This window comes from Microlunatus speluncae (assembly GCF_009299835.1).
Classification (GTDB): domain Bacteria; phylum Actinomycetota; class Actinomycetes; order Propionibacteriales; family Propionibacteriaceae; genus Microlunatus; species Microlunatus speluncae.
This window is the reverse complement of sequence record NZ_VKCZ01000014.1, coordinates 549,734-568,715: the sequence shown is the minus strand read 5'-3', so window position 1 is coordinate 568,715 and position 18,982 is coordinate 549,734. Positions and strand designations below refer to the sequence as shown.

Annotated in this window: 18 protein-coding genes and 4 tRNA genes; 8 read left to right on the top strand and 14 right to left on the bottom strand. The window is 69.4% G+C overall.

The genetic code is table 11. The annotated features are described in order from the left end of the window. Positions 1–14 precede the first annotated feature (14 nt). The 8 genes from FNH24_RS19415 to thrS form a co-directional block, all read right to left on the bottom strand. Complete coding sequence (locus FNH24_RS19415; RefSeq protein ID WP_246186970.1) at positions 15–776, bottom strand: DUF881 domain-containing protein; 762 nt, start codon at positions 774–776, stop codon at positions 15–17. A 76-nt stretch (positions 777–852) separates the two neighbouring features. After that, on the bottom strand, positions 853–1,185 hold the full coding sequence (locus FNH24_RS19410; RefSeq protein ID WP_152363842.1) for a small basic family protein: 333 nt from the start codon (positions 1,183–1,185) through the stop codon (positions 853–855). Then, positions 1,182–2,027, bottom strand: a complete 846-nt coding sequence (locus tag FNH24_RS19405) for a DUF881 domain-containing protein (RefSeq protein WP_152363841.1) — start codon at positions 2,025–2,027, stop codon at positions 1,182–1,184. The genes FNH24_RS19410 and FNH24_RS19405 overlap by 4 nt, the downstream gene beginning before the upstream one ends. A 41-nt stretch (positions 2,028–2,068) precedes the next feature. Continuing rightward, complete coding sequence (locus FNH24_RS19400; protein WP_152363840.1) at positions 2,069–3,304, bottom strand: glycosyltransferase family 4 protein; 1,236 nt, start codon at positions 3,302–3,304, stop codon at positions 2,069–2,071. Next, entirely contained in the window at positions 3,301–4,233 is a 933-nt protein-coding gene (locus FNH24_RS19395; protein WP_152363839.1) for a phosphatidylinositol mannoside acyltransferase, read from the bottom strand. The genes FNH24_RS19400 and FNH24_RS19395 overlap by 4 nt, the downstream gene beginning before the upstream one ends. Further along, the gene (gene pgsA / locus FNH24_RS19390; RefSeq protein ID WP_152363838.1) at positions 4,217–4,837 is read right to left on the bottom strand and encodes a phosphatidylinositol phosphate synthase; all 621 of its coding nucleotides are present in this window, start codon (positions 4,835–4,837) and stop codon (positions 4,217–4,219) included. The genes FNH24_RS19395 and pgsA overlap by 17 nt, the downstream gene beginning before the upstream one ends. Positions 4,838–4,841: 4 nt before the next feature. Further along, a complete protein-coding gene (locus FNH24_RS19385) occupies positions 4,842–5,408 on the bottom strand; it encodes an HIT family protein (RefSeq protein WP_246186969.1) in 567 nt (188 codons plus the stop codon). Positions 5,409–5,481: 73 nt separating this feature from the next. Further along, a complete protein-coding gene (gene thrS / locus FNH24_RS19380) occupies positions 5,482–7,482 on the bottom strand; it encodes a threonine--tRNA ligase (protein ID WP_152363837.1) in 2,001 nt (666 codons plus the stop codon). Between the two features lie 297 nt (positions 7,483–7,779). Here thrS and FNH24_RS19375 point away from each other — a divergent pair, with 297 nt between their 5' ends. Continuing rightward, on the top strand, positions 7,780–9,747 hold the full coding sequence (locus FNH24_RS19375) for a vWA domain-containing protein (protein WP_161606214.1): 1,968 nt from the start codon (positions 7,780–7,782) through the stop codon (positions 9,745–9,747). 130 nt (positions 9,748–9,877) lie between these two features. On the opposite strand, the gene FNH24_RS19370 is transcribed toward FNH24_RS19375, so the two are convergent. Next, positions 9,878–11,059, bottom strand: coding sequence for a serine/threonine-protein kinase (locus FNH24_RS19370; protein ID WP_161606213.1), 1,182 nt, complete (start codon positions 11,057–11,059; stop codon positions 9,878–9,880). 71 nt (positions 11,060–11,130) lie between these two features. On the opposite strand from FNH24_RS19370, the gene FNH24_RS19365 reads away from it, so the two are divergent. After that, on the top strand, positions 11,131–12,642 hold the full coding sequence (locus FNH24_RS19365) for a carboxylesterase/lipase family protein (RefSeq protein WP_152363834.1): 1,512 nt from the start codon (positions 11,131–11,133) through the stop codon (positions 12,640–12,642). A gap of 12 nt (positions 12,643–12,654) precedes the next feature. Here FNH24_RS19365 and FNH24_RS19360 read toward each other — a convergent pair whose 3' ends face one another. From FNH24_RS19360 to FNH24_RS19350, 3 genes are all read right to left on the bottom strand, one after another. Next, positions 12,655–14,040, bottom strand: a complete 1,386-nt coding sequence (locus FNH24_RS19360) for an exopolysaccharide biosynthesis polyprenyl glycosylphosphotransferase (RefSeq protein ID WP_152363833.1) — start codon at positions 14,038–14,040, stop codon at positions 12,655–12,657. Positions 14,041–14,042: 2 nt separating this feature from the next. Then, on the bottom strand, positions 14,043–14,531 hold the full coding sequence (locus tag FNH24_RS19355) for a P-loop nucleotide/nucleoside kinase family protein (protein ID WP_152363832.1): 489 nt from the start codon (positions 14,529–14,531) through the stop codon (positions 14,043–14,045). Positions 14,532–14,636: 105 nt separating this feature from the next. Then, on the bottom strand, positions 14,637–15,143 hold the full coding sequence (locus FNH24_RS19350) for a DinB family protein (protein ID WP_152363831.1): 507 nt from the start codon (positions 15,141–15,143) through the stop codon (positions 14,637–14,639). A gap of 312 nt (positions 15,144–15,455) precedes the next feature. Between FNH24_RS19350 and FNH24_RS19345 the strand changes: the two genes are divergently transcribed. Together FNH24_RS19345 and FNH24_RS19340 are read left to right on the top strand one after the other, a co-directional pair. Further along, complete coding sequence (locus FNH24_RS19345) at positions 15,456–16,133, top strand: class I SAM-dependent methyltransferase (RefSeq protein WP_152363830.1); 678 nt, start codon at positions 15,456–15,458, stop codon at positions 16,131–16,133. A 98-nt stretch (positions 16,134–16,231) separates the two neighbouring features. After that, entirely contained in the window at positions 16,232–16,534 is a 303-nt protein-coding gene (locus FNH24_RS19340; RefSeq protein WP_152363829.1) for a hypothetical protein, read from the top strand. 67 nt (positions 16,535–16,601) lie between these two features. On the opposite strand, the gene FNH24_RS19335 is transcribed toward FNH24_RS19340, so the two are convergent. After that, positions 16,602–16,673: transfer RNA gene (locus tag FNH24_RS19335), tRNA-Val, on the bottom strand. Between the two features lie 155 nt (positions 16,674–16,828). Between FNH24_RS19335 and FNH24_RS19330 the strand changes: the two genes are divergently transcribed. Next, entirely contained in the window at positions 16,829–17,749 is a 921-nt protein-coding gene (locus FNH24_RS19330) for a DMT family transporter (RefSeq protein WP_152363828.1), read from the top strand. Here the strand turns inward: FNH24_RS19330 and FNH24_RS19325 are convergent. After that, positions 17,746–18,615 carry an aminotransferase class IV gene (locus tag FNH24_RS19325; protein WP_246186968.1) on the bottom strand — a complete coding sequence of 290 codons (870 nt, stop codon included), beginning with the start codon at positions 18,613–18,615 and terminating at the stop codon, positions 17,746–17,748. The two genes, FNH24_RS19330 and FNH24_RS19325, sit on opposite strands and share 4 nt — an antisense overlap. A gap of 105 nt (positions 18,616–18,720) precedes the next feature. Between FNH24_RS19325 and FNH24_RS19320 the strand changes: the two genes are divergently transcribed. The 3 genes from FNH24_RS19320 to FNH24_RS19310 all read left to right on the top strand — a co-directional run bounded on the left by FNH24_RS19320 (position 18,721) and on the right by FNH24_RS19310 (position 18,979). Continuing rightward, positions 18,721–18,792, top strand: a tRNA-Gly gene (locus FNH24_RS19320). Between the two features lie 43 nt (positions 18,793–18,835). Further along, a tRNA-Cys gene (locus FNH24_RS19315) sits at positions 18,836–18,906 on the top strand. A gap of 1 nt (position 18,907) precedes the next feature. After that, positions 18,908–18,979: transfer RNA gene (locus FNH24_RS19310), tRNA-Val, on the top strand. The last annotated feature ends 3 nt before the right edge of the window (positions 18,980–18,982 follow it).

Below are 18,982 nucleotides of genomic sequence, written 5' to 3'. Positions count from 1 at the left end.
CACTCCTAGTCAGGTCAACGAGGCGTCGGCGGACCGGACGCGGGGCGAGCGTACTGATTCGGTTCGGCGTGATGCAAGGAGTTGATCACCAGCCTGTCCAGCTGGTCGATGTCGACCTCGCCGCCGATCCGCGGACCGGTGATTTCGCTCACGATCCCGCCGCGGAACCGGGCCGCCTCCTCCAGGCTGTGCGAGTCGCCGATGACACTGATCGTGATCGGCCGGGTGACCGGCTTGCCATCGGCCACCAGTTGATCACCGGCACCGCCGAACCAGGTCGACGCGACCACCCGGACCGAGTCGTTGATCTCGATCACCTCGGCGCCGGCGTCCCGCAACTCCTCCACGGCGCTGAGCAGGATGTCGCCGTCGATCTTGTTCAGCGGATCCTCGATCGTCATCCGGATGCCCGGTCCCTGCGCCGGAACCGTGCCGGCGAGGATCGAGGTGACCTCCAGCCGCTGCTCCAACTGCTCCCGTGCGACCCGGGACGTGTTCGCTCCGGACTGCAGCTCCGACCGGGTCCGATCCAGTTCGGCGATCTCGTCCTCCAGCCGCTCCGACTCCGCCGCCAGGCCGTCGAGCAGCTGGATCAGATCCTCCCGGCGGGCATTGCGGTACGCGTCCTCGGCCGAGTTCGCCCGGATCTGCATCACCGCCCCCAGCCCGACCAGGAACAGCATCACGGCGGCGATCACCTGCGCCTTGCCAGGTCGGGTCATCGCCCGGCCGAGCCGCCGCAGCGCCGACACCTTCTGCTCCTTCTGCTCCGGCACGGAACCCTTCTCCTCAGGCACGGAACCCTTGTCCTCAGGCACGGAACCCTTGTCCTCAGGCACGGAACCCTTGTCCTCAGGCACGGAGCAGGGCCCGTCGAATCGCGGCCGCGTTGGTGAAGATCCGGATCCCGAGCACCACCACCACGGCCGTGGACAGCTGCGAGCCGACGCCGATCTGATCACCGATGAAAACGATCAAGGACGCGATCAGCACGTTGGAGATGAACGACACGACGAAGACCCGGTCGGTGAAGGTGCCGTCCAGGTAGGCCCGGAAGGCGCCGAAGATCGCGTCCATCGCCGCCACGATCGCGATCGGGAGATAGGGCTGCAACACCTGCGGCAGGGTCGGCTCGAGCAGCAGGCCGACGATGATGCCGAGCAGCAGCCCGATCACCGGGATCATCGGGCGGCCCGCTCGGCGTGACGCAGGCTGAGGCCCGGGTCGGCGTCCATGGTGAGCTCCTTCACGGTGCTGAGTTCGTACCGCATCCCGCGGCTCTTGGTCAGTTCGTTCCACCACAGTCCCGCATGGGTCTGGACGAACTGCTGCTGTGAGGTGTCCGGGTCGGTGATCGCCTCGACCCGGTACGGCCGGGTGAGTGATCGGTAGTCGACGGTGATCGCTTCGCCGGCGGACCGGATCGAGGTCAACGGCGACAGCCGGTGGCCGTTCACGGTGACCGCCTCGGCGCCGACCTGCCAGAGGCCGTTGACCAGGATCTGCAGGTCGAGGTCGAGCACCCGGTCCCGGGTGTCGCCGCTGTCGCCCGGCGCGTCGTCGACGATGACCACCAGGCCGGCGCCGCTGACCGGCCGGGCCCCGATCGCCACCTCGGACTCGGTGATCCGCGTTTCCAGCCGCTTCGCCTCGGCGTCGCCGCCGAGCGCGTTGGCCCGCAGTTGTTCGATCTCGGTGCCGAGCTCGGTCGCCCGCGACTGAAGTTGATCTTGCTCGGCCTCGGCGGCGACGATCCGGTCGATCAGCTCCCGGCGCTCGTCGGCGACGACCGGTGCGCTCTGCGAGTTCTGCAACACCGACATGGTGATCAAGCCGCCGATCAGGACCGCCACCAGGGCGAAGCCGAGCCGCCAGCGCGGTTTCCGTTGGGTGCCGGCCGCTGCCGCCTCGGCGTAGCCCGGATCGACCGGTTCCTCGACGATCTGCCGCAACAGATCCATGCTGCCGCCGAGCGGTCGCGGCGGAGTCGCCCGACCGCCCGCGGTTTCCGATCGGCGCGACGGCACCGCCCCAGACTAATCATGTCCTCGCCCGGTCCGTCGCGGCCTCACCCACGCGTCGCCGCGAGACTGGGCGTCGGGCGTCCTAGGGTCCCGTCGTAGGCCTCGACGACCCGGGGTCCGACCATCGCCCAGTCGTAACCGCGGCTGGCCGACCGGGCTCGGCCGGCCCGCTGCCGTACCGCCGGACGGTCGGCCAGGGTGGCGATCACTGCGGCGGCCAACCGGTCCGGGTCACCGGCCGGGAACAACTCGCCGAGCCGGTCGTCGTCGCCGTCACGCAGTAGGTCGACGAACGCGGGCAGATCCGAGGCGACGATCGGCGCGCCGCTCGCCATCGCTTCCAGCAGGACGATGCCGAAGCTCTCCCGGGCCCGGTGGGGCGCGACGAACACGTCGGTGGTGCCGAGCAGGCCGGCCCGTTCGACGTTGCTGATCATGCCGACCCCACGGCAGCCCGGCGGCAGCGCACGGCGGCCGCGCCCGGTCGCGCCCCGTCCCGATTGGCCGGCGATCACCACTTCGAGTTCGTCGATGCCGAGGTCCCGGGCTCCCGCCCTGATCATGGGCAGCGCGGCCAACAGGACGTCCAATCCCTTGCGGGGTTCGTCCAGCCGGCCGAGGAACGCGAGCCGGGGCCGGTCGCCGCCCCGCCAGGCCGTCGCCGAACCGAGCGGCCGCCGCGCTTCCGCCGACTCGGTGAACTCGCCGTGGCTGAAGCCGTTCGGCACCACGATCGCGTCCCGGCCGAGATAACGGACCACCACCTGCCGGGCCGACTCCGAGACGGCGATCCCGGTGTCGATCTTGCCGATCGACCCACGCAGCACGCCGCCGGCCAGCCGCATCGACCGGGATCGGGGCGTCGCCGTGTGGAACGTCGCGACCACCGGCGCGGTGCTGGCCCACAGCGCCAGCATCGACACGCTCGGGGTGATCGGCTCGTGCAGGTGCAGCAGGTCGAAGCCGCCGTCGCGCAACCACTGCCGGACCCGGGCGGCACTGACCGGGCCGAAGTTCACCCGAGCCACCGAGCCGTTGTACGGGACCGGGACCGCCGGCCCGGCCGAGCTGAACACCGACGGCGGCAACTCGGCCTCGGCCAGGCTGGACGCGATCAGCCCGTCGGGCCGGCCGGGGCCGAGGATCCGTGGCCGGAAGCCGTTGCGGGCCAGGAATCCGGCCAGCCCGACGACGTGGTTCTGGACCCCGCCCGGCTGGTCGAAGGAGTACGGGCAGACCAGGCCGATCCGGGGCCCGTGGCCGAGGCCGGACGAGCTCATGCCGGAGCCACCGTCCCGGTCGGAGCTGCGGCGGCGGCCGGGAAGAACGGCTGGAACATGTGCCAGTCCTCGGGTTGCCGCGGTAGCTCGGCGGCGAAGAAGTCGCACACCTGCTGAGTCATCGCCACCAACCCGTCCCGACCGGGCCGATGCGTGACCGGCGGGCCGAGCACCACCTCGAGGCCGGTGCCGCGGAACCGGGTCACCGCCGGGATCAAGGCCGCCCCGGTCCGCCGCGCCACCACGGCCGGACCGGCCGGCATGGTAGTGATCACCGGGTCGCCGGGCAGCGGCCAGATCACCGGCAGACCGGTGCCGGGCAGATCGCGATCACCGAGCAGGCAGACCAGCCGGCCGTCCCGGACGGCGGTGATCAACTTCGGCAACGCGGCCGGATCGGTGTGCGCGATCACCTCCATCCCCAGCCCCTCGCGGAAGGCGGTGAACGCGGCGAACTCGCCGTCCCCCAGTTCTTCGGCGACGGTGCTGACCGGACGCAGGTCGAGGCAGGCGAACGCTCCGGCGAGATCCCAGTTGCCGCTGTGCGGCAGCACGACCACCGCGCCGGGACCGGTCAGCGCCGCCCGCAGCGCGTCGTCGTTGATCAAGGCCACCCGCCGGTGGATCTGCTCCCGGCTCCAGCGGGCCAGCGCCAGCACCTGATAGAAGGTGCGCAGGTAGGAGGCGACGCCGCGTCGCACCAGGTCATCCGGGCAGGGGCGGCCGATCAGCACGGACACATTGTGCCGCCAGGTGCCCAGCGCCGAGGCCACCGGGGCGCGGGAGCCGAATGTGGTGGTCAGCCGAGCCCCCACCCGGCAGAGCGTCTCGGCGACCGGTTCCGGGATCCGCGCGGCGACCCGCCAGCCGACCGCGTAGACGCCGCGGAGCAACTTGTCCCGCGCCGACCGCTCAGGACGTCGGCTCATCCGTCTCCAGCCGTGACTGGTGCCGGACCAGCAGCACCCGCTGCACGACGGTGATGGTGTTGATCACCGCGAGCACGGTCAGCCCGATCTCGAGCACGTACGGCACCCCGAAGCCGGCCAGGAACAACGCGGCCAAGATCACCAACAGCCGGTCCGCCCGCGCCGCCAGGCCGCCCGGCGCGGTGAAGCCGAGGCTCTCCGCCCGCGCCTTCACGTACGACGTGAGCTGGCCCGCCACCAACGCCCAGACGGCCATGATCGGCCAGATCATCGGGCCGTCCCGGCCGACGAAATACAGCACCACCCCGCCGAAGACGGCGCCGTCGCCGATCCGGTCCAGGCTGGAATCGAGGAAGGCACCCCAGCGGCTGGCCCGGCCGCTGATCTTGGCCATCTGCCCGTCCAGCATGTCGAACAGGACGAAGAAGGTCACGATGATCACGCCGGGCAGGAACCAGCCGTTGGGGAAGAAGATCATCGCGCCGAGCAGGACCCCCAGGGTGCCGATGCAGGTGATCAGATCCGGGGTGGCGCCGATCCGCAGCAGCAGCCGCGCCAGCGGGGTCAGGGCACGTGCCGCGAGACCTCGGAACCGTTCCAGCACGCGATCAGTCCGGACTCGGGGTCGGTTCGACCAGCTCGAGCTTCGCCCAGGCGTCGCTGACCAGCTCCCGGGTGTCGCCCAGCAGTTGCGGCAGCGCCCGGGTCTGGCCGATCACCGGCAGAAAGTTGGAGTCGCCGGACCATCGCGGCACGACGTGCTGGTGCAGATGGGCGGCGATCCCGGCGCCGGCGACCGCGCCCTGGTTGATCCCCAGATTGAAGCCGTGCGGGTTGCTCGCGGCCCGCAGCGCCCGCATCGCGTCCTGGGTCAGCCGGGCGACCTCCAGCAACTCCTCGGGGGTCAGGTCGGTGTAGTCCGCGACGTGCCGGTACGGGCAGATCAGCAGGTGGCCCGGCGAGTAGGGATAGAGGTTGAGCACGGCGAACGCGTGCTCGCCGCGATGCACGATCAGGCCGTCTGCGTCGCTGCGATCCGGGATCTGACAGAACGGGCAGGCCGGTGCGGCATCGGAGGTCGGCTTGTTCTCGCCGTTGATGTAGACCATCCGATGCGGGGTCCAGAGCCGTTCGAACCCGTCCGGCACTCCCGGCAACCCGGCAGCGTCCTCCACTCCCCTCCTCACTTTCTCCGACCTGTCAGAACTAGGGCACGCTATAGCGTGCTCTCGTTCTGACAACTCGGGGTTAGACCTGGCGGCGGTCGGCGATGGCGGTGACGATCTCGGTGATCGCGTCGTCGATCGGGACGCCGTTCTTCTGGGTGCCGTCGCGGTAGCGGAACGAGACGGCGCCGGCGCCGGCGTCCTCGCCGCCGGCGATCAGCACGTACGGCACCTTCTCCTTGCTGGCGTTGCGGATCTTCTTCTGCATCCGGTCGTCGGAAGTGTCCACCTCGATCCGTACGCCCCGCTCGCGCAGTCTGGCCGCGATCCCTTCCAGATAAGCGTTGTATTCGTCCGCGACCGGGATGCCGATCACCTGGACCGGGGACAGCCAGGGCGGGAAGGCCCCGGCGTAGTGCTCGGTCAGCACGCCGATGAACCGCTCGACGGTTCCGAACAGCGCGCGGTGGATCATCATCGGCCGCTGCCGGCTGCCGTCCGGCGCGGTGATCTCCAGCTCGAACCGGTCCGGCAGCATCAGGTCGACCTGGATCGTCGACATCTGCCAGGTGCGGCCGATCGCATCCCGGGTCTGGACCGAGATCTTGGGCGCGTAGAACGCGGCGCCGCCCGGATCGAGCACCAGATCGAGCCCGGATGCCTCGGCCGCCTTCCGCAGCATATCCGTGGCCCGTTCCCACTCCTCGTCGCTGCCGATCGACTTCTCCGGGTCCCGGGTCGACAGCTCCAGGTAGTAGTCGTCCAGTCCGTAATCGGCGAGCAGGTCGAGAACGAACTTGAGCAGCGAGATCAACTCGGCCTGCGCCTGGTCCTCGGTGCAGTAGATGTGCGCGTCGTCCTGGGTCATCCCGCGGACCCGGGTCAGGCCGTGCACGACGCCGGACATCTCATAGCGGTAGACGCTGCCGAACTCGAACATCCGCAGCGGCAGCTCCCGATAGGAGCGGCCGCGGGACCGGAAGATCAGGCAGTGCATCGGGCAGTTCATCGGCTTCAGGTAGTAGTCCTGACCCTGCCGCTTGACCGTGCCGTCGGGGTGGCGTTCCTCGTCCAGGTGCATCGGCGGGAACATGCCGTCGGCGTAGAAGCCGAGGTGGCCGGAGATCTCGAACAGCTCGGCCTTGGTCACGTGCGGCGTGTTGACGAAGTCGTAGCCGGCCTCGATGTGCCGCTTGCGCGAGTAGTCCTCCATCACCGTGCGCAGGATGCCGCCCTTGGGATGGAAGACGGCAAGGCCGGAGCCGATCTCGTCCGGGAAGGAAAACAGGTCGAGCTCGCGGCCGAGCTTGCGGTGATCACGCTTGGCCGCCTCCTCCAGCCGGGTCAGGTAGGCCTTCAGATCGTCCCGGCTCGGCCAGGCGGTGCCGTACAACCGCTGCAGTTGCTGGTTGGCCTGATCGCCGCGCCAGTAGGCGGCCGAGGTGCGCATCAGCGAAACGGCCGGGATGTAGCCGGTGTGCGGCAGGTGCGGCCCGCGGCAGAGATCCTTCCAGGCCACGGAATCGTCGCGCCGAAGATTGTCGTAGATGGTCAGGTCCCCGGCGCCGACCTCGACACTGGCTCCGTCATCGGCGGTCGCCGAACCCTTGTCGCTGATCAGTTCCAGCTTGTACGGCTCCGCGGCCAGCTCGGCCCGGGCCTCGTCGTCGCTGACCACCCGGCGACGGAACCGCTGCCGCTCCTTGATGATCTTGGTCATCTGCTTCTCGATCACCTTCAGATCGTCCGGCGTGAACGGTTCGGCCAGGTCGAAGTCGTAGTAGAAGCCGTCGGTGATCGGCGGGCCGATGCCGAGCTTGGCGTCGGGCTTCAGCGCCTGCACCGCCTGGGCGGCGACGTGGGCGGCCGAGTGCCGCAGGATCGCCAGGCCCTCGGCGGAGTCGATGGTGACCGGCTCGACCGTGGCGCCGGCCGGGATCTCCCGGTGCAGGTCCCGGGTCTCGCCGTCGACCCGGACCGCGACGACCGTCCGATCCTCCCCGTACAGATCCAACCCGGTAGTCGTCTCGTCGACCACCCGGGACTCGAGGCTGCCGGTGCTCGCGGTCGACGTGGGTGACACGGTGTTTCCTCTCTGGTGCGCAGCGTGATTCCGCGCGGATTCGATGCCGGCCGGCAGGGCATGCCGAACCGTTGGAACAGATTAGTCCCCTCGGCCGGACCCGGATGCCCTGAGTCGTTCCACGGCCTTCACAGTAGTGAACCACTGGACCTGATCAGCTTCTCCGGACCCTGCCGATACTGCTGCTGCGTTGCCAATCTGCAGGGTATTTCGGGGTTCCGCAATCGGTTGCAATTTGCGCTCGCCGCAGAACACATGGCATGTTTGCTTTCGCAAACACCAATCGATGGAGGTCAGATGCAGTCACCGAGCCCGGTTCGCCGGGTCGTCGCCGGATTCGCCACCTTCGCCGTCCTCACCCTGCTGGCGATCGTCGGGTCGGCCCCCGAGGCCGGGGCCGAGACCGCGAACGGTCGGATGATGCTGGTGATGGATTCGTCGGGGTCGATGAAGGAGAAACTGCCCGGGGGCGAGACCAAGATCAAAGCGGCCAAGAGTGCGCTCAACACCGTGATCGACGGGCTGCCCGAGCAGCAACTGGTCGGGCTCCGCGTGTACGGGGCCAAGGTGTTCAGCCGCAACGACAAGGGTGCCTGCACCGACTCCCAGAAGGTGGTCGACATCGGCACCGGGAACCGGCCGCAACTGAAGCAGGCGGTCGCGGCCTACAAGCCGTACGGCGAGACGCCGATCGGCCACGCGCTGCGGGAGGCGGGCAAGGACCTCGGCGGCGAGGGCCAGCGGACCGTCATCCTGGTCTCCGACGGCGAGCCCACCTGTCAGCCCGATCCCTGCGCGGTCGCGGCCGAGCTGGCCAAGGCCGGCGTCCAGCTCAAGATCGAGGTGGTCGGCCTGCACGTCAGGGGTAAGGCCCGGGACATGCTCAAATGCGTTGCGGACAAGGGAAACGGTTCCTACTACGATGCCGACGACGCCGAGGATCTGACCCACGCGCTGGACAAGCTGGCGACCCGGGCGCTGCGCCCGTACAAGCCGACCGGGAAGCCGATCACCGGGGCCGAGTCCGAGGCCGAGGCGCCGGCCATCGCCGCCGGTGACTGGCTGGACCAGCTCGGCGGCCTGGACAAAGCGCGCAGCGAGCTGTTCTACACGCTGCGTCGCACGATCCCGGGATCGACCATTCACGTCTCGGCGTCGATCAGGACCTCGGCCGACCGCGACTCGCTGCGGCTCCGGATCTTCAGCCCCGACGGCGTCCAGTGCGCGTCGACGAGTGACTCCCAGGTCGGCTCGAGCGGGCCGATCATCGCCGCTTCGCTGGCCGCTCCCGGGACGAGAGACTGGGACAAGAGCTGCAGCGAGAACGACGACTTCATCATCGTGATCACTCGGGGACTGGACAATCGGGGCGGCCAGTTCGCCGGCGATGACACCGTCCCGGTCGAGATCAGGGTGATCGAGGAGCCGCCGGTCGTCTCGGTCGACGACCTGCCGAAGTCGCAGGACACGACCGAGCCGCCCAAGATCGACTTCGCCGACCCGGAGAAGATCACCGGCGGGCAGTCCTTTGCCCAGGCCACCGAGGTCGAGCCCGGCGGCAGCTACTCCGGCACCCTGGTGCCCGGCGAGGTGCAGATCTTCGCCGTGGACCTCGACTGGGGTCAGCAACTGTCCGCGTCGGCCCGCACGCCGGTGCTGTCGAAGCGGCTCAGCCAGGAGGTCCGAGGCAAGTCGGTCCGGTTGAATCTGAAGACCTATTCCCCGAGCCGGGCCCGGTCCAACGACGTGGTCAAGTCGCGGGACGGTGCCGTGCTCAGCTCGAGCGGCACCCGGATCGATGCGATCACCGCGCCGGTCACGTACCGGCACCGCGAGTCCTACACCGACTCCAAGCAGGGCACCTCGCAGAGCGGCACCTACCTGATCGCGGTGTCCTTGCAGGTCGACGACGGCAAGCAGTATCAAGTGCCGTTCAACCTCGCGGTTGCGGTCGGTGGATCCGTCTCCGGTGCGCCGGTCTACCGGCAGGGCGAATCGGCTCCGCCGAGCAGCCCGGCACCCGATCCGGCCGAGCCGACGCCGAACGAGCCGTCCGACGACGCGTCGGCCGGATCCGGCGAACCGCCGGCCAGCAATCCGGGCGGCGACACCGATCCCGGTGGCGCCGGAGGGTCGGCGGATCGCGAGCAGGCCGGCCCGGCCGTCGGCACCGCCGCGGTGATCGGCCTCTCTCTCGGCGGGATCGGCGTCGTGGCCGTGATCGCCGGAGTGATCGCCTTCCTGGTGCACCGCCGATCCGGCTAGGACGACCACGCGTCCAGGGTGCCCGCGTCGTGCCCGGCGCGACTCTTGTCGGCCCGCGCGAGCGCCACAACGATCGCGCCGACCGGCAAAGGTCGCGTCGAGCGGGCAGGCAGGCGGGCTCGGGGCGACGTTATTGGAGGAGGATGGCGATCGCGGCTACGACGCAGACCAGGCCGCCGGCGATCAGACAGAACGCGACCGTCGATAGCCGGGTGCGACGCCGCCGGAGCCGGCCGGTGGCGGGGACCTGAGCCGCGCCGGTGGCCGGGTCGAACCCCGACCGGTCGGCGACTGGCGTACGGCTCCCCGACCCGGCCTCGACCGCCTCGGTGGGCGGAGGGTCCGACCATTCGGCCGGCTGGCGACCGGGCTGACCGGTGGGCGGCTCGACCGGTGATCCGACGGGGGATCCGACCGGCTGGGCCGGGGCGGCCGAGGTGCTGGACGGTCGGCGGTGGGTCCGGGTGGCCGGTCCGTCGGGTCCCCAGCCGAGTGGCAGCGGCGGCAGGTGTCCCAGCACCTCGACGTCGTCGTCGGTGACGGCCACCTGCGGCAGCCGAATCGTCGCTACCTCCGCCCGTGCCGCCTCGGCGGAAGCGAACCGGTCGGCCGGATCCTCGGCCAGCAGTCTCGCCAGGACCGGGCCGAGGGGTCCGTCGGTCACCGCCGGCGTGATCATCGCGCAGCCGCGCTCCGGTCGGGTTCCGGTGATCATCTCCACGGCGACCAGCCCGGCCGCATAGAGATCCTGCCGCGGGTCGGGATCGGCGCCGAGTCGGGCCTCCGGGGCGAGGTAGGCCGGGGTGCCGATCACGTCCCCGACCCGGGTCAGCCGGGGATCGTCGATCGGGGCCGCGATCCCGAAGTCGGTCAACCGCAGGTGCGGCTTGTCGCGGCCGGTCGCCTCCAGCAACAGATTGCTCGGCTTGATGTCGCGATGGACGAGGCCGACGTCGTGGACGGCGATCAGCGCTGCCAGGAGCTGATCGAGCAGCGTGATCGTCCAGCGATCCGGCAACGGACCGAAATCCTTGATCAGCGAGGCCACGGTGCCGCCGCCGACCAGGGGCATCGTGAACAGAACCCGATCGTCCTCGCCGGACCAGCCGATCGGGGCTACGACATGATCATGATCGATCCGCCACGAGGTCTCCCGGACGAACCGGATCAGCGACGCACCGTCGGACTGCTTGAGCATCTTGGCCGCGCGGTAGCAGCTCTGCCGTTCGTCCCACACCCGCCAGATGGTGCCCATCCCGCCTTCGTCGAGCAGGTCCACGAACTCGTAGCGGCCCGCGAAGATCTCACCCATGGGGCTCATCCTCGCCCATCCGGCCGACGGGCTCGCCGGCGGACCGCGGCCCCGGCCGCGATGATGGGGACATGAGCGTCGACGGGGAACGACCGCTGATCGCCACCAGCGGCGGGATCGTGCGCGGGGTCCGGCGAGTGTCTCCGGACGGACCGGTGCAGGAGTTCCTGGGTGTCCCCTACGCTCGCGCCGAACGGTTTCGGCCGGCCACGGCCGTGCCGCCGTGGGCCGGCATCCGCGACACGATCGAGTACGCGCCGGCGGCGCCGCAGCTGGTCGACGACGTCGTCGCCGGCAGCGAGTCGGATTGTCTGGCGCTGAACGTCTGGCGACCCGAGGGCGCCGAGGGCCGGCCGATCATGCTCTGGATCCACGGCGGCGGCTTCTACTCCGGATCCACCGCCGCGCCGGTGACGGCCGGCGATCGGCTCGCTGCCCGGCACGGGGTGATCGTGATCTCCGTCGGCTATCGGCTCGGCGCGCTCGGCTTCCTGTCCCTTGATCATCTTCTCGGCTCCGGCTTCGGGGACTCGGCCAACCTGGCTCTGCTGGACCTGATCACCGCCCTGCGCTGGGTTCGTGATCACGCCGCTGCACTCGGCGGTGATGCCGACCGGATCACGCTGTTCGGCCAGTCGGCCGGTGCGGCCGCCACGGCCACGCTGCTCGGAATGCCGGCTACTGAAGGGCTGTTCCGGCGCGCGATCGTGCAGAGCGGCACCGCCGAACGGGCCCAGCCGCCGGAGTTCGGGGTCGAGCGGACCGCTGAACTCCTGTCGTTGTTGGGAATTCCGGAGGATCGGGCGGAGCGGCTGCTGGAGCTGCCGGTGGAGTCGATCATCGAGGCCCAGTCGGCCCTGATCGAGCGCCGCAGCCGAGGCCGGATCGCCACCGTGTTCGCGTTCCAGCCGACGATCGACGGGCGATGGTTGCCGGAGCTGCCGTACCGGTCGGTCGCGGCCGGGACCAACGCAGACGTCGAACTGATCGTCGGCACCAACGTGCACGAGTCCGCCGGTCTCGGGGCGCCGCTGGCGCTGACCGACCGCGAGGTGGCCGCGTTGCCGGAGACGCTGGAGAGCCTGATCGCCGAGGACTTCCCCGGCCGCGATGACCTGGCCGAGCAGTATCGGGCCGCCTTTCGCAGGATCGTTCCGGACGGCTCGGCGGCCGAGCTGCTCGGCGCCTACCTGACCGACCGGACCTATCGGCAGCCGTCGAACCGGCTGCTCGAGGCCCGCGCCGGTGCGGCCCGGGCGGCGACGTACGCCTATCTGTTCACCTGGGAGCGGTCGGGCGAGCCGCGGCAGGGCGCCACCCACGCGCTGGAGCTGCCGTTCGTCTTCCGGCAGCTTGATCTTGCGGAATCGGCCGATGATCTTGGACTCGATCCACCGGGCTGCCTGGCCGACGCCCTGGCGAGCGCCTGGACGTCGTTCGCGGCGACCGGGGTGCCGGCCGGCGCCGGTCCGGGCTGGCCCGAGTTCCGGATGCCGCACCGACCCACCCTGCTGGCCGGGCGCTGGCTCGCCGTCGCCCACGACCCGCGGCGGGAATTGCGCGAGCTGCTGGCTCGACCTTGATCGTTTCGGCGGTCAGAGCCGGAGGGTGAAGATCACCCACGCGGTGCGCAGCATGATCTGCAGGTCGGCCAACGGCGACCAGTTCGCCAGGTATTGCAGGTCGTGGCCGAGCTTGAACTCGGGATGGGTGTGGTAGCGGCCGTACACCTGGGCCAGCCCGGTGATCCCGGGTGCGATCTGGTGCCGGCGCCGATAGCCGGGGATCAGCCGCTCGTAGTCGGCCATCTCCTCCGGTCGTTCCGGCCGCGGCCCGACGATCGTCATCTGGCCGAGCAGCACATTGATCAACTGCGGCAGCTCGTCCAGTCGGGTCCGGCGCAGCCAGCCCAGCCCCTTGATCACCCGCGGATCATCCGTCGCGGCCTGGACCGGGCCGGTGCCGGACTCGGCGTCGCGGCGCATGGTCCGGAACTTCAGCATCCGGAACGACGAGGCTCCGAGCCCGACCCGGGCCTGGACGAACAGCAGCGGCCGGCCCGCCCGGACGGCGACCAGAATCGTGGTCATGATCGTCAACAGGATGGTGATCGGCGCGGTGACGAGAAGCACGGCGAGATCCATCAGCCGTTTGACCCGCTGTTGCGACCGGGTGAGCACGTGAGCTGACAGGGTGACGACCGGCATCCCGCCGATCTCCCCCACGGTCCGCAGCCCGAGCAGTGAGTCGTGCGGCCGCACCAGTTGCAGCACTTCCACGCCGTGATCTTCCAACCGGGACAGCGAGTCGGCGTAGAGCTCCCGCAGCGCCTCGCTGTCCAGCAGCAGCACATCGGTCGCATCGGACTCGATCACCTGTTGCTCCAGGGCGGCGACGCCGGTGACCCGGCCGGCCACCTCCACCGTCGATGCCTCGGCCAGATGCCGGGCGGCGAGTTCGGTCGCGTCGTCGGCGCCGACCAGCAACACCCGGGGCGGCCCTTCCACCCGTTCCCGCAGGGTGCGGGAGATCCGCCGGGTCGCCCACAGCCCGATCGGACCGACGATCGCGTACCCAAGGAGGATGCTGCGTGGGATCAGGGAGTCGCCGAGCAGCCAGCTGATCAGGCCGACGATCAACGACGCGACCCAGACCAGGGTGACCATCCGCGGCAGTGCCGGTCGCACGATCAGCCGCCGCTCCCGGTCGTACAGGCCGCCGAAGGAGAACACGGCGAGATTGATCACCGCGACCAGGGCGTACTTCCAGGCGTACTCGTCGAAGTAGAGCAGGCCCTTGAAGTTGGGCCGGACGATGCTCATGGCCACGGTGATGATGAAGAGCATCAGGTAGACCACGAGGAGGTCGGCCAGATGCAGCATCCGGATCCCGCGGCGATTCATCGCCCGGACCAGGATCAGGCGAGCGCCCCGCCGCGGCGCAGCATCGGCACGCCCCGCAGCGTCATCGTGGGCCGGCACCGTCACAGCGTCATGATCCCATCAGCCTCGTCGAACAGGCGTCGCTCCTGGTCGGTGGGTCGTTCGAACAGAGTCCACCAGAGCTTCAGGTGCTCCCGGGTGATCGGCTCAGCGTGCCATTCCGGTGAGTTGTTGCGCCGCTCGATCCGCTCCCACAGCTCGTCCTGGGGCAACTCGAGGACCCAGAGCTCGGCCCGGGCCCCGAGGGTGTGGGCCCGGTCCCGCAGCGTCTCCCGCTCGGTCCGGGACCAGAACCCGAACTCCAAGATCACGCTCTGTCCGTGTCGGAGCAACTCCTCCGTCAGTCCGATCAAGCGCTTCTCCAGCCGGTCGCGGAGCGGTTCGTCGAACAGCGACAACTCGAGGTCGGACAGCCACTCGTCCGGGCTCAGCCGCACCGCGCCGCGCCGGGCCGCGAGCTCACGGGCCAACGTGGTCTTACCGGCGCCGGGCAGGCCACAGATCAGCAGCAGCGTCGGGTGATCGGACACCGGGTCAGCGTAGGGCCTCCCGACCTCACCCCGCGCCAGCCTGTCGAAGGGCAAGCCCGAATCCCCCTTGCGCTTGGGCTCAGGGAACGGAATCAGCGCGAGCCGTCAGTCGCCGACGCTGCCGTCGATCATCTCGCGCAGGATGTCCGCGTGGCCCGCGTGCCGGCCGGTCTCCAGGATCACGTGCAGGTACACCCACCGCAACGTCAGCTCCCTGCCCGGCGGTGCGTAGTCGAGGCTGTGCTGGGCGGCGATCTCGCGGGAGCGGTCGCACTCCGCCTGGTAGGCGCCGATGACGTCGTCGATCTTCTCGTTCGGCTCCAGCCGCAGGTCGGCCTCCGGGTCTGCGTCGGTCCACGGCGGCGTGGGCAGCTCCGCGGCGGGGATCTGCCCGATCTGCTCGGCAAACCCGCCCAGTTCCACCCACCGCAGGTGTTTGATCAGGCCGCCGAGGTTGGTGCCGCTCGGCACCGGGCTGCGCCGGGCGTCCTCCTCCGACACCCCGCGGGCCTTGCGCACGACGGCGTCGCGCAGGTAATCCAGGAACGTCTCGAGCTGCTCGCGCTCGCTGGCGGCGACCACGCTGCCGAGGATCTCACCGGGCCTAGTCATGCCCGAACGTAGCACGCGGGCCGACCCTCGCACCGGGGAAATTTGGGCTCTTCGCAGTCGCAGTTGAGGGTGTAGTCCGGTCGGCGCGTCGGTGGCCGGGTAGGGGTCGAGGTCTCCCGAAGGATGGAGGTGACTATGCCGTCCATCTGGGCGGCATCGAGGATCCCGCGGGCCTCCAGGCCGACAGCACAGGCCGACAGCACCACCCTCGAATAGTTCGAACATACAGACTATTCTCCAGATGCCCACCGACACCCGGGGCTCCGCCACAAACCTGTTGTCGTACCGAATCTCGCGTGTGACTCTGGCGCCATGTCCAGCACTCCAGTCGACTACGACCTCGATCCGGCCGACCGACGGCCGGCGTGGGATCGGACCTGGGAGGTGGCGTCTCCCGATTGGGACGCGACCGGGATGCGGCGGATCGTCGCCGAGGACCTGTCGCCGGTGCTCGATGTCGGCTGCGGCAACGGTGTTCTTGCCGAGTCGTTGCCTCCGCGATCACGGTGGATCGGGTTGGACAGCTCGCCGGCCCAATTGGCGCAGGCCACGGCGGGTCGGCTCGTCCGCGCCGACGCGCGGCGGCTGCCGTTCGGCGACGCGGTGTTCGGCGCGGTGGTCTGTCACTGGATGCTCTACCACTTCGACCACCCCGCCGAGGTGATCACCGAAGCCCATCGGGTGCTCCGCCCCGGCGGTCTTTTCCTCGCCTCCACCTCCGCCCGCATCAACGATCCCGAGCTGGCGCCACAGGGCTATCCGGCGACCACCTTCGACGCCGAGAACGCGCCGGCGATCGCCGCCTCGGTCTTCGGTGATCAAGCAGTTGAGGTCGAGGCCTGGGACGGGCCGTACCTCCTGCTACCCAACGCCGCCGCGGTGCAGCGGTACGTACGGCATCATTTCCTGCCACCGGAAGCCGCCGACAGCGTCACCGCGCCGTTGACTCTCACCAAGCGCGGTTGCTTCGTCTGGGCCCGCAAGCACTGACGGGTTCGCATCATGCGAATGTCGCCCGCTGAACTCCGGACCGGGCGACACTGATCTTGGGATCACCGTCGCCGCGACGGCCGAGCGGGGAGGTGTACGTGTCCGGGAAGCTCCTCCTCCGATGGCTGAAGTACACCGGACTCAGCCTGGCTGGCCTGGCGCTCCTGGTCACCGTGATCTTCCTGATCACCGGACTGGACCCGCGATCCATCCCGCCGCACCGCTATGTGATCCCGGTCGCCGGACTGATCCTGTTCTGCCTGATGGCGGCCGCGATGTCTCCCCCGCGACGGAACCCGGCGGATGGCGAGTCGACTTCGAGGTTGTTCAACCCACGGATCGTTGCGTTGATGGTCGTCCTCATCGTCATCATCGCGGCACTACTGGTCGTCCTGCTCTGAAGCCGTCGACCAGCCGCGAGAACGAAAGAACCGGTCGAGATCTGTTGATCAGGACCGGTCTCTTCGGTGGGCGATACTGGGTTCGAACCAGTGACCCCTTCGGTGTGAACGAAGTGCGCTACCACTGCGCCAATCGCCCGTCGCAACGTCCCGGATGACCCGAGCCGCCTCAACGCGGTGTTCAGGATAGCGCATCCGGAGGGGTGCCTTCGACACGGATTCCGGGCCGCGAGGCGGTCTAAATCTCGGTCGGAAGGTCGGCGGCCGGTGTTAGCGTCGGCCCGTGATGGAGCGATGACGCGCCGCGGCTGGCTGTTGTTCGCCGCGCTGAGCCTGTTCTGGGGGATCCCGTACCTGTTCATCCGGGTCGCGGTGGTCGAGATCGATCCGCTGCTGCTCGCGTTCGGCCGGACGTTCCTCGGGGCGCTGCTGCTGCTGCCGTTCGCGCTGCGGCAGGGGGCGCTACGGCCGTTGCTTCGGCACTGGCGCTGGATCCTGCTCTATACGGGGATCGAGATCATCGTCCCGTGGTTCATGCTCGGCCATGCCGAGACCCGGCTGAACAGCTCGACCACCGGCCTGTTCATCGCCGTCGTGCCCTTGATCGCCGCGATCATTCTCGGCCGGCTCGGCCATGATCGATTCGATGCTCGCCGGATCACCGGTCTGCTGCTCGGGTTCGCCGGCGCAGCGTTGTTGGTCGGCCTCGACGTGCACGTCGACGACCTGGTGTCGGTGGGTGCGCTGGCGCTGGTGACGATCGGGTACGCGGTCGGGCCGATCATCATCAGCCGGAAGCTGTCCGACCTCCCGCCGCTCGGGGTGATCACCGCGTCGCTGATGATCTCCGCCGTGGTGTACGCGCCGTTCACTCCCCTGGTCTGGCCCGATCGGATGGTGTCGGCGCAGGCGATCAGTTCCGTCGTGGTGCTGGCTGTGGTGTGCACCGCCGGCGCGTTCCTGGTGATGTTCGCGCTGATCGCCGAGGTCGGGCCGAGCCGGATGACGTTCATCACCTACATCAATCCGGCGGTCGCGATCATCCTCGGCGCGGTCGTGCTGCAGGAGCCGCTGACGATCGGGCTGGCGATCGGCTTCCCGATGGTGATCATCGGCTCGATCCTCGGCACCTGGAAGTCCAAGGCGCCACCCCCCGAGGCCGCCGGCACCGGTCCGGAGCTGGACGACGAACCGACCTCCAGCGTCAAACCTTAGGCCTCCAGTGCGGCCGTCGAGCGGTCGGCGAAGATCTTGGCCGCCGCGGCGGTCTTGACGCCGGTCGCGAATTCCTGATCACCCCACCGGTGCACGTGCTGCACGTCTCGCAGCGACGATGTGATGAACACCTCATCGGCCCGTCGGGCCTCGTCCTCGGTCAGATCGGCCTCGCGGCCGCCGCACCACTCGAGCACCAGGGCCCGGGTGATGCCGGCCAACGGACCCGACTCCAGGGTCGGCGTGATGATCTCGTCGCCGAAGATGAAGAAGATGTTCGAGCCGGTGCCCTCGCACACCTGGCCGGCGTTGTTGATCAAGATCGCCTCGGTCGCGCCGCGCTCGGCCGCGTAGGCCAGCGCCCGCACGTTCTCCGCGTACGAGATCGACTTCACCCCGGCCAGCGCGCCCCGCTCGTTGCGGGTCCACGGCGCCGTGACGATCGCCGTCGACGACTCCATCGGCGGGCTGGCGTCGGCAGCAACCACCACGGTTGGCGGCCCGAAGGCCGGCTGAGACCCAAGCGGGCCACGGCCTCCGGTGTAGGTGATCCTGATCTTGCCGTGCTCGTACCCGCGATCACGCAACACCGCGTCGATGCCCTCGCGCAGCTGTTCATGATCAGGATCGGGCAGGCCGAGCAGCCGTGCCGACCGGGTCAACCGGTCCAGGTGCCGGCCGACGGTGAAGGGGCCGGCCGGCAGCACCTTGAGCGTCTCGAACACGCCGTCACCGACGACCAGGCCGTGATCGGCGGCCCCGATGGTGGCCGATTCGGGGTCGGTGAACAGCGTCCCGTTCACCCAGATCCGCAGGTCGCTCGTGGCCGGCGCAGGGGGTTGATTCACAGCCGTGGTCGAGGTCATGTCGCCACGATAGTGCGCCGGAAACCACAACGGTGGAACCCAGTTGGACTCGCACGGGCGGCTAGGCTAAAGTTCCTGAACGCACCGCCCCTTCGGGAGCGGCGCGCGGACGTGGCTCAGGGGTAGAGCATCACCTTGCCAAGGTGAGGGTCGCGGGTTCGAATCCCGTCGTCCGCTCGGAGCGGGTCTCGCCGTCTCGGTGGGGTTCGCAACGCTCCTCGGTGGAGTGGCCGAGAGGCGAGGCAACGGACTGCAAATCCGTGTACACGGGTTCGAATCCCGTCTCCACCTCGGGCGATTGGCGCAGCGGTAGCGCACTTCCCTGACACGGAAGGGGTCACTGGTTCGATCCCAGTATCGCCCACCC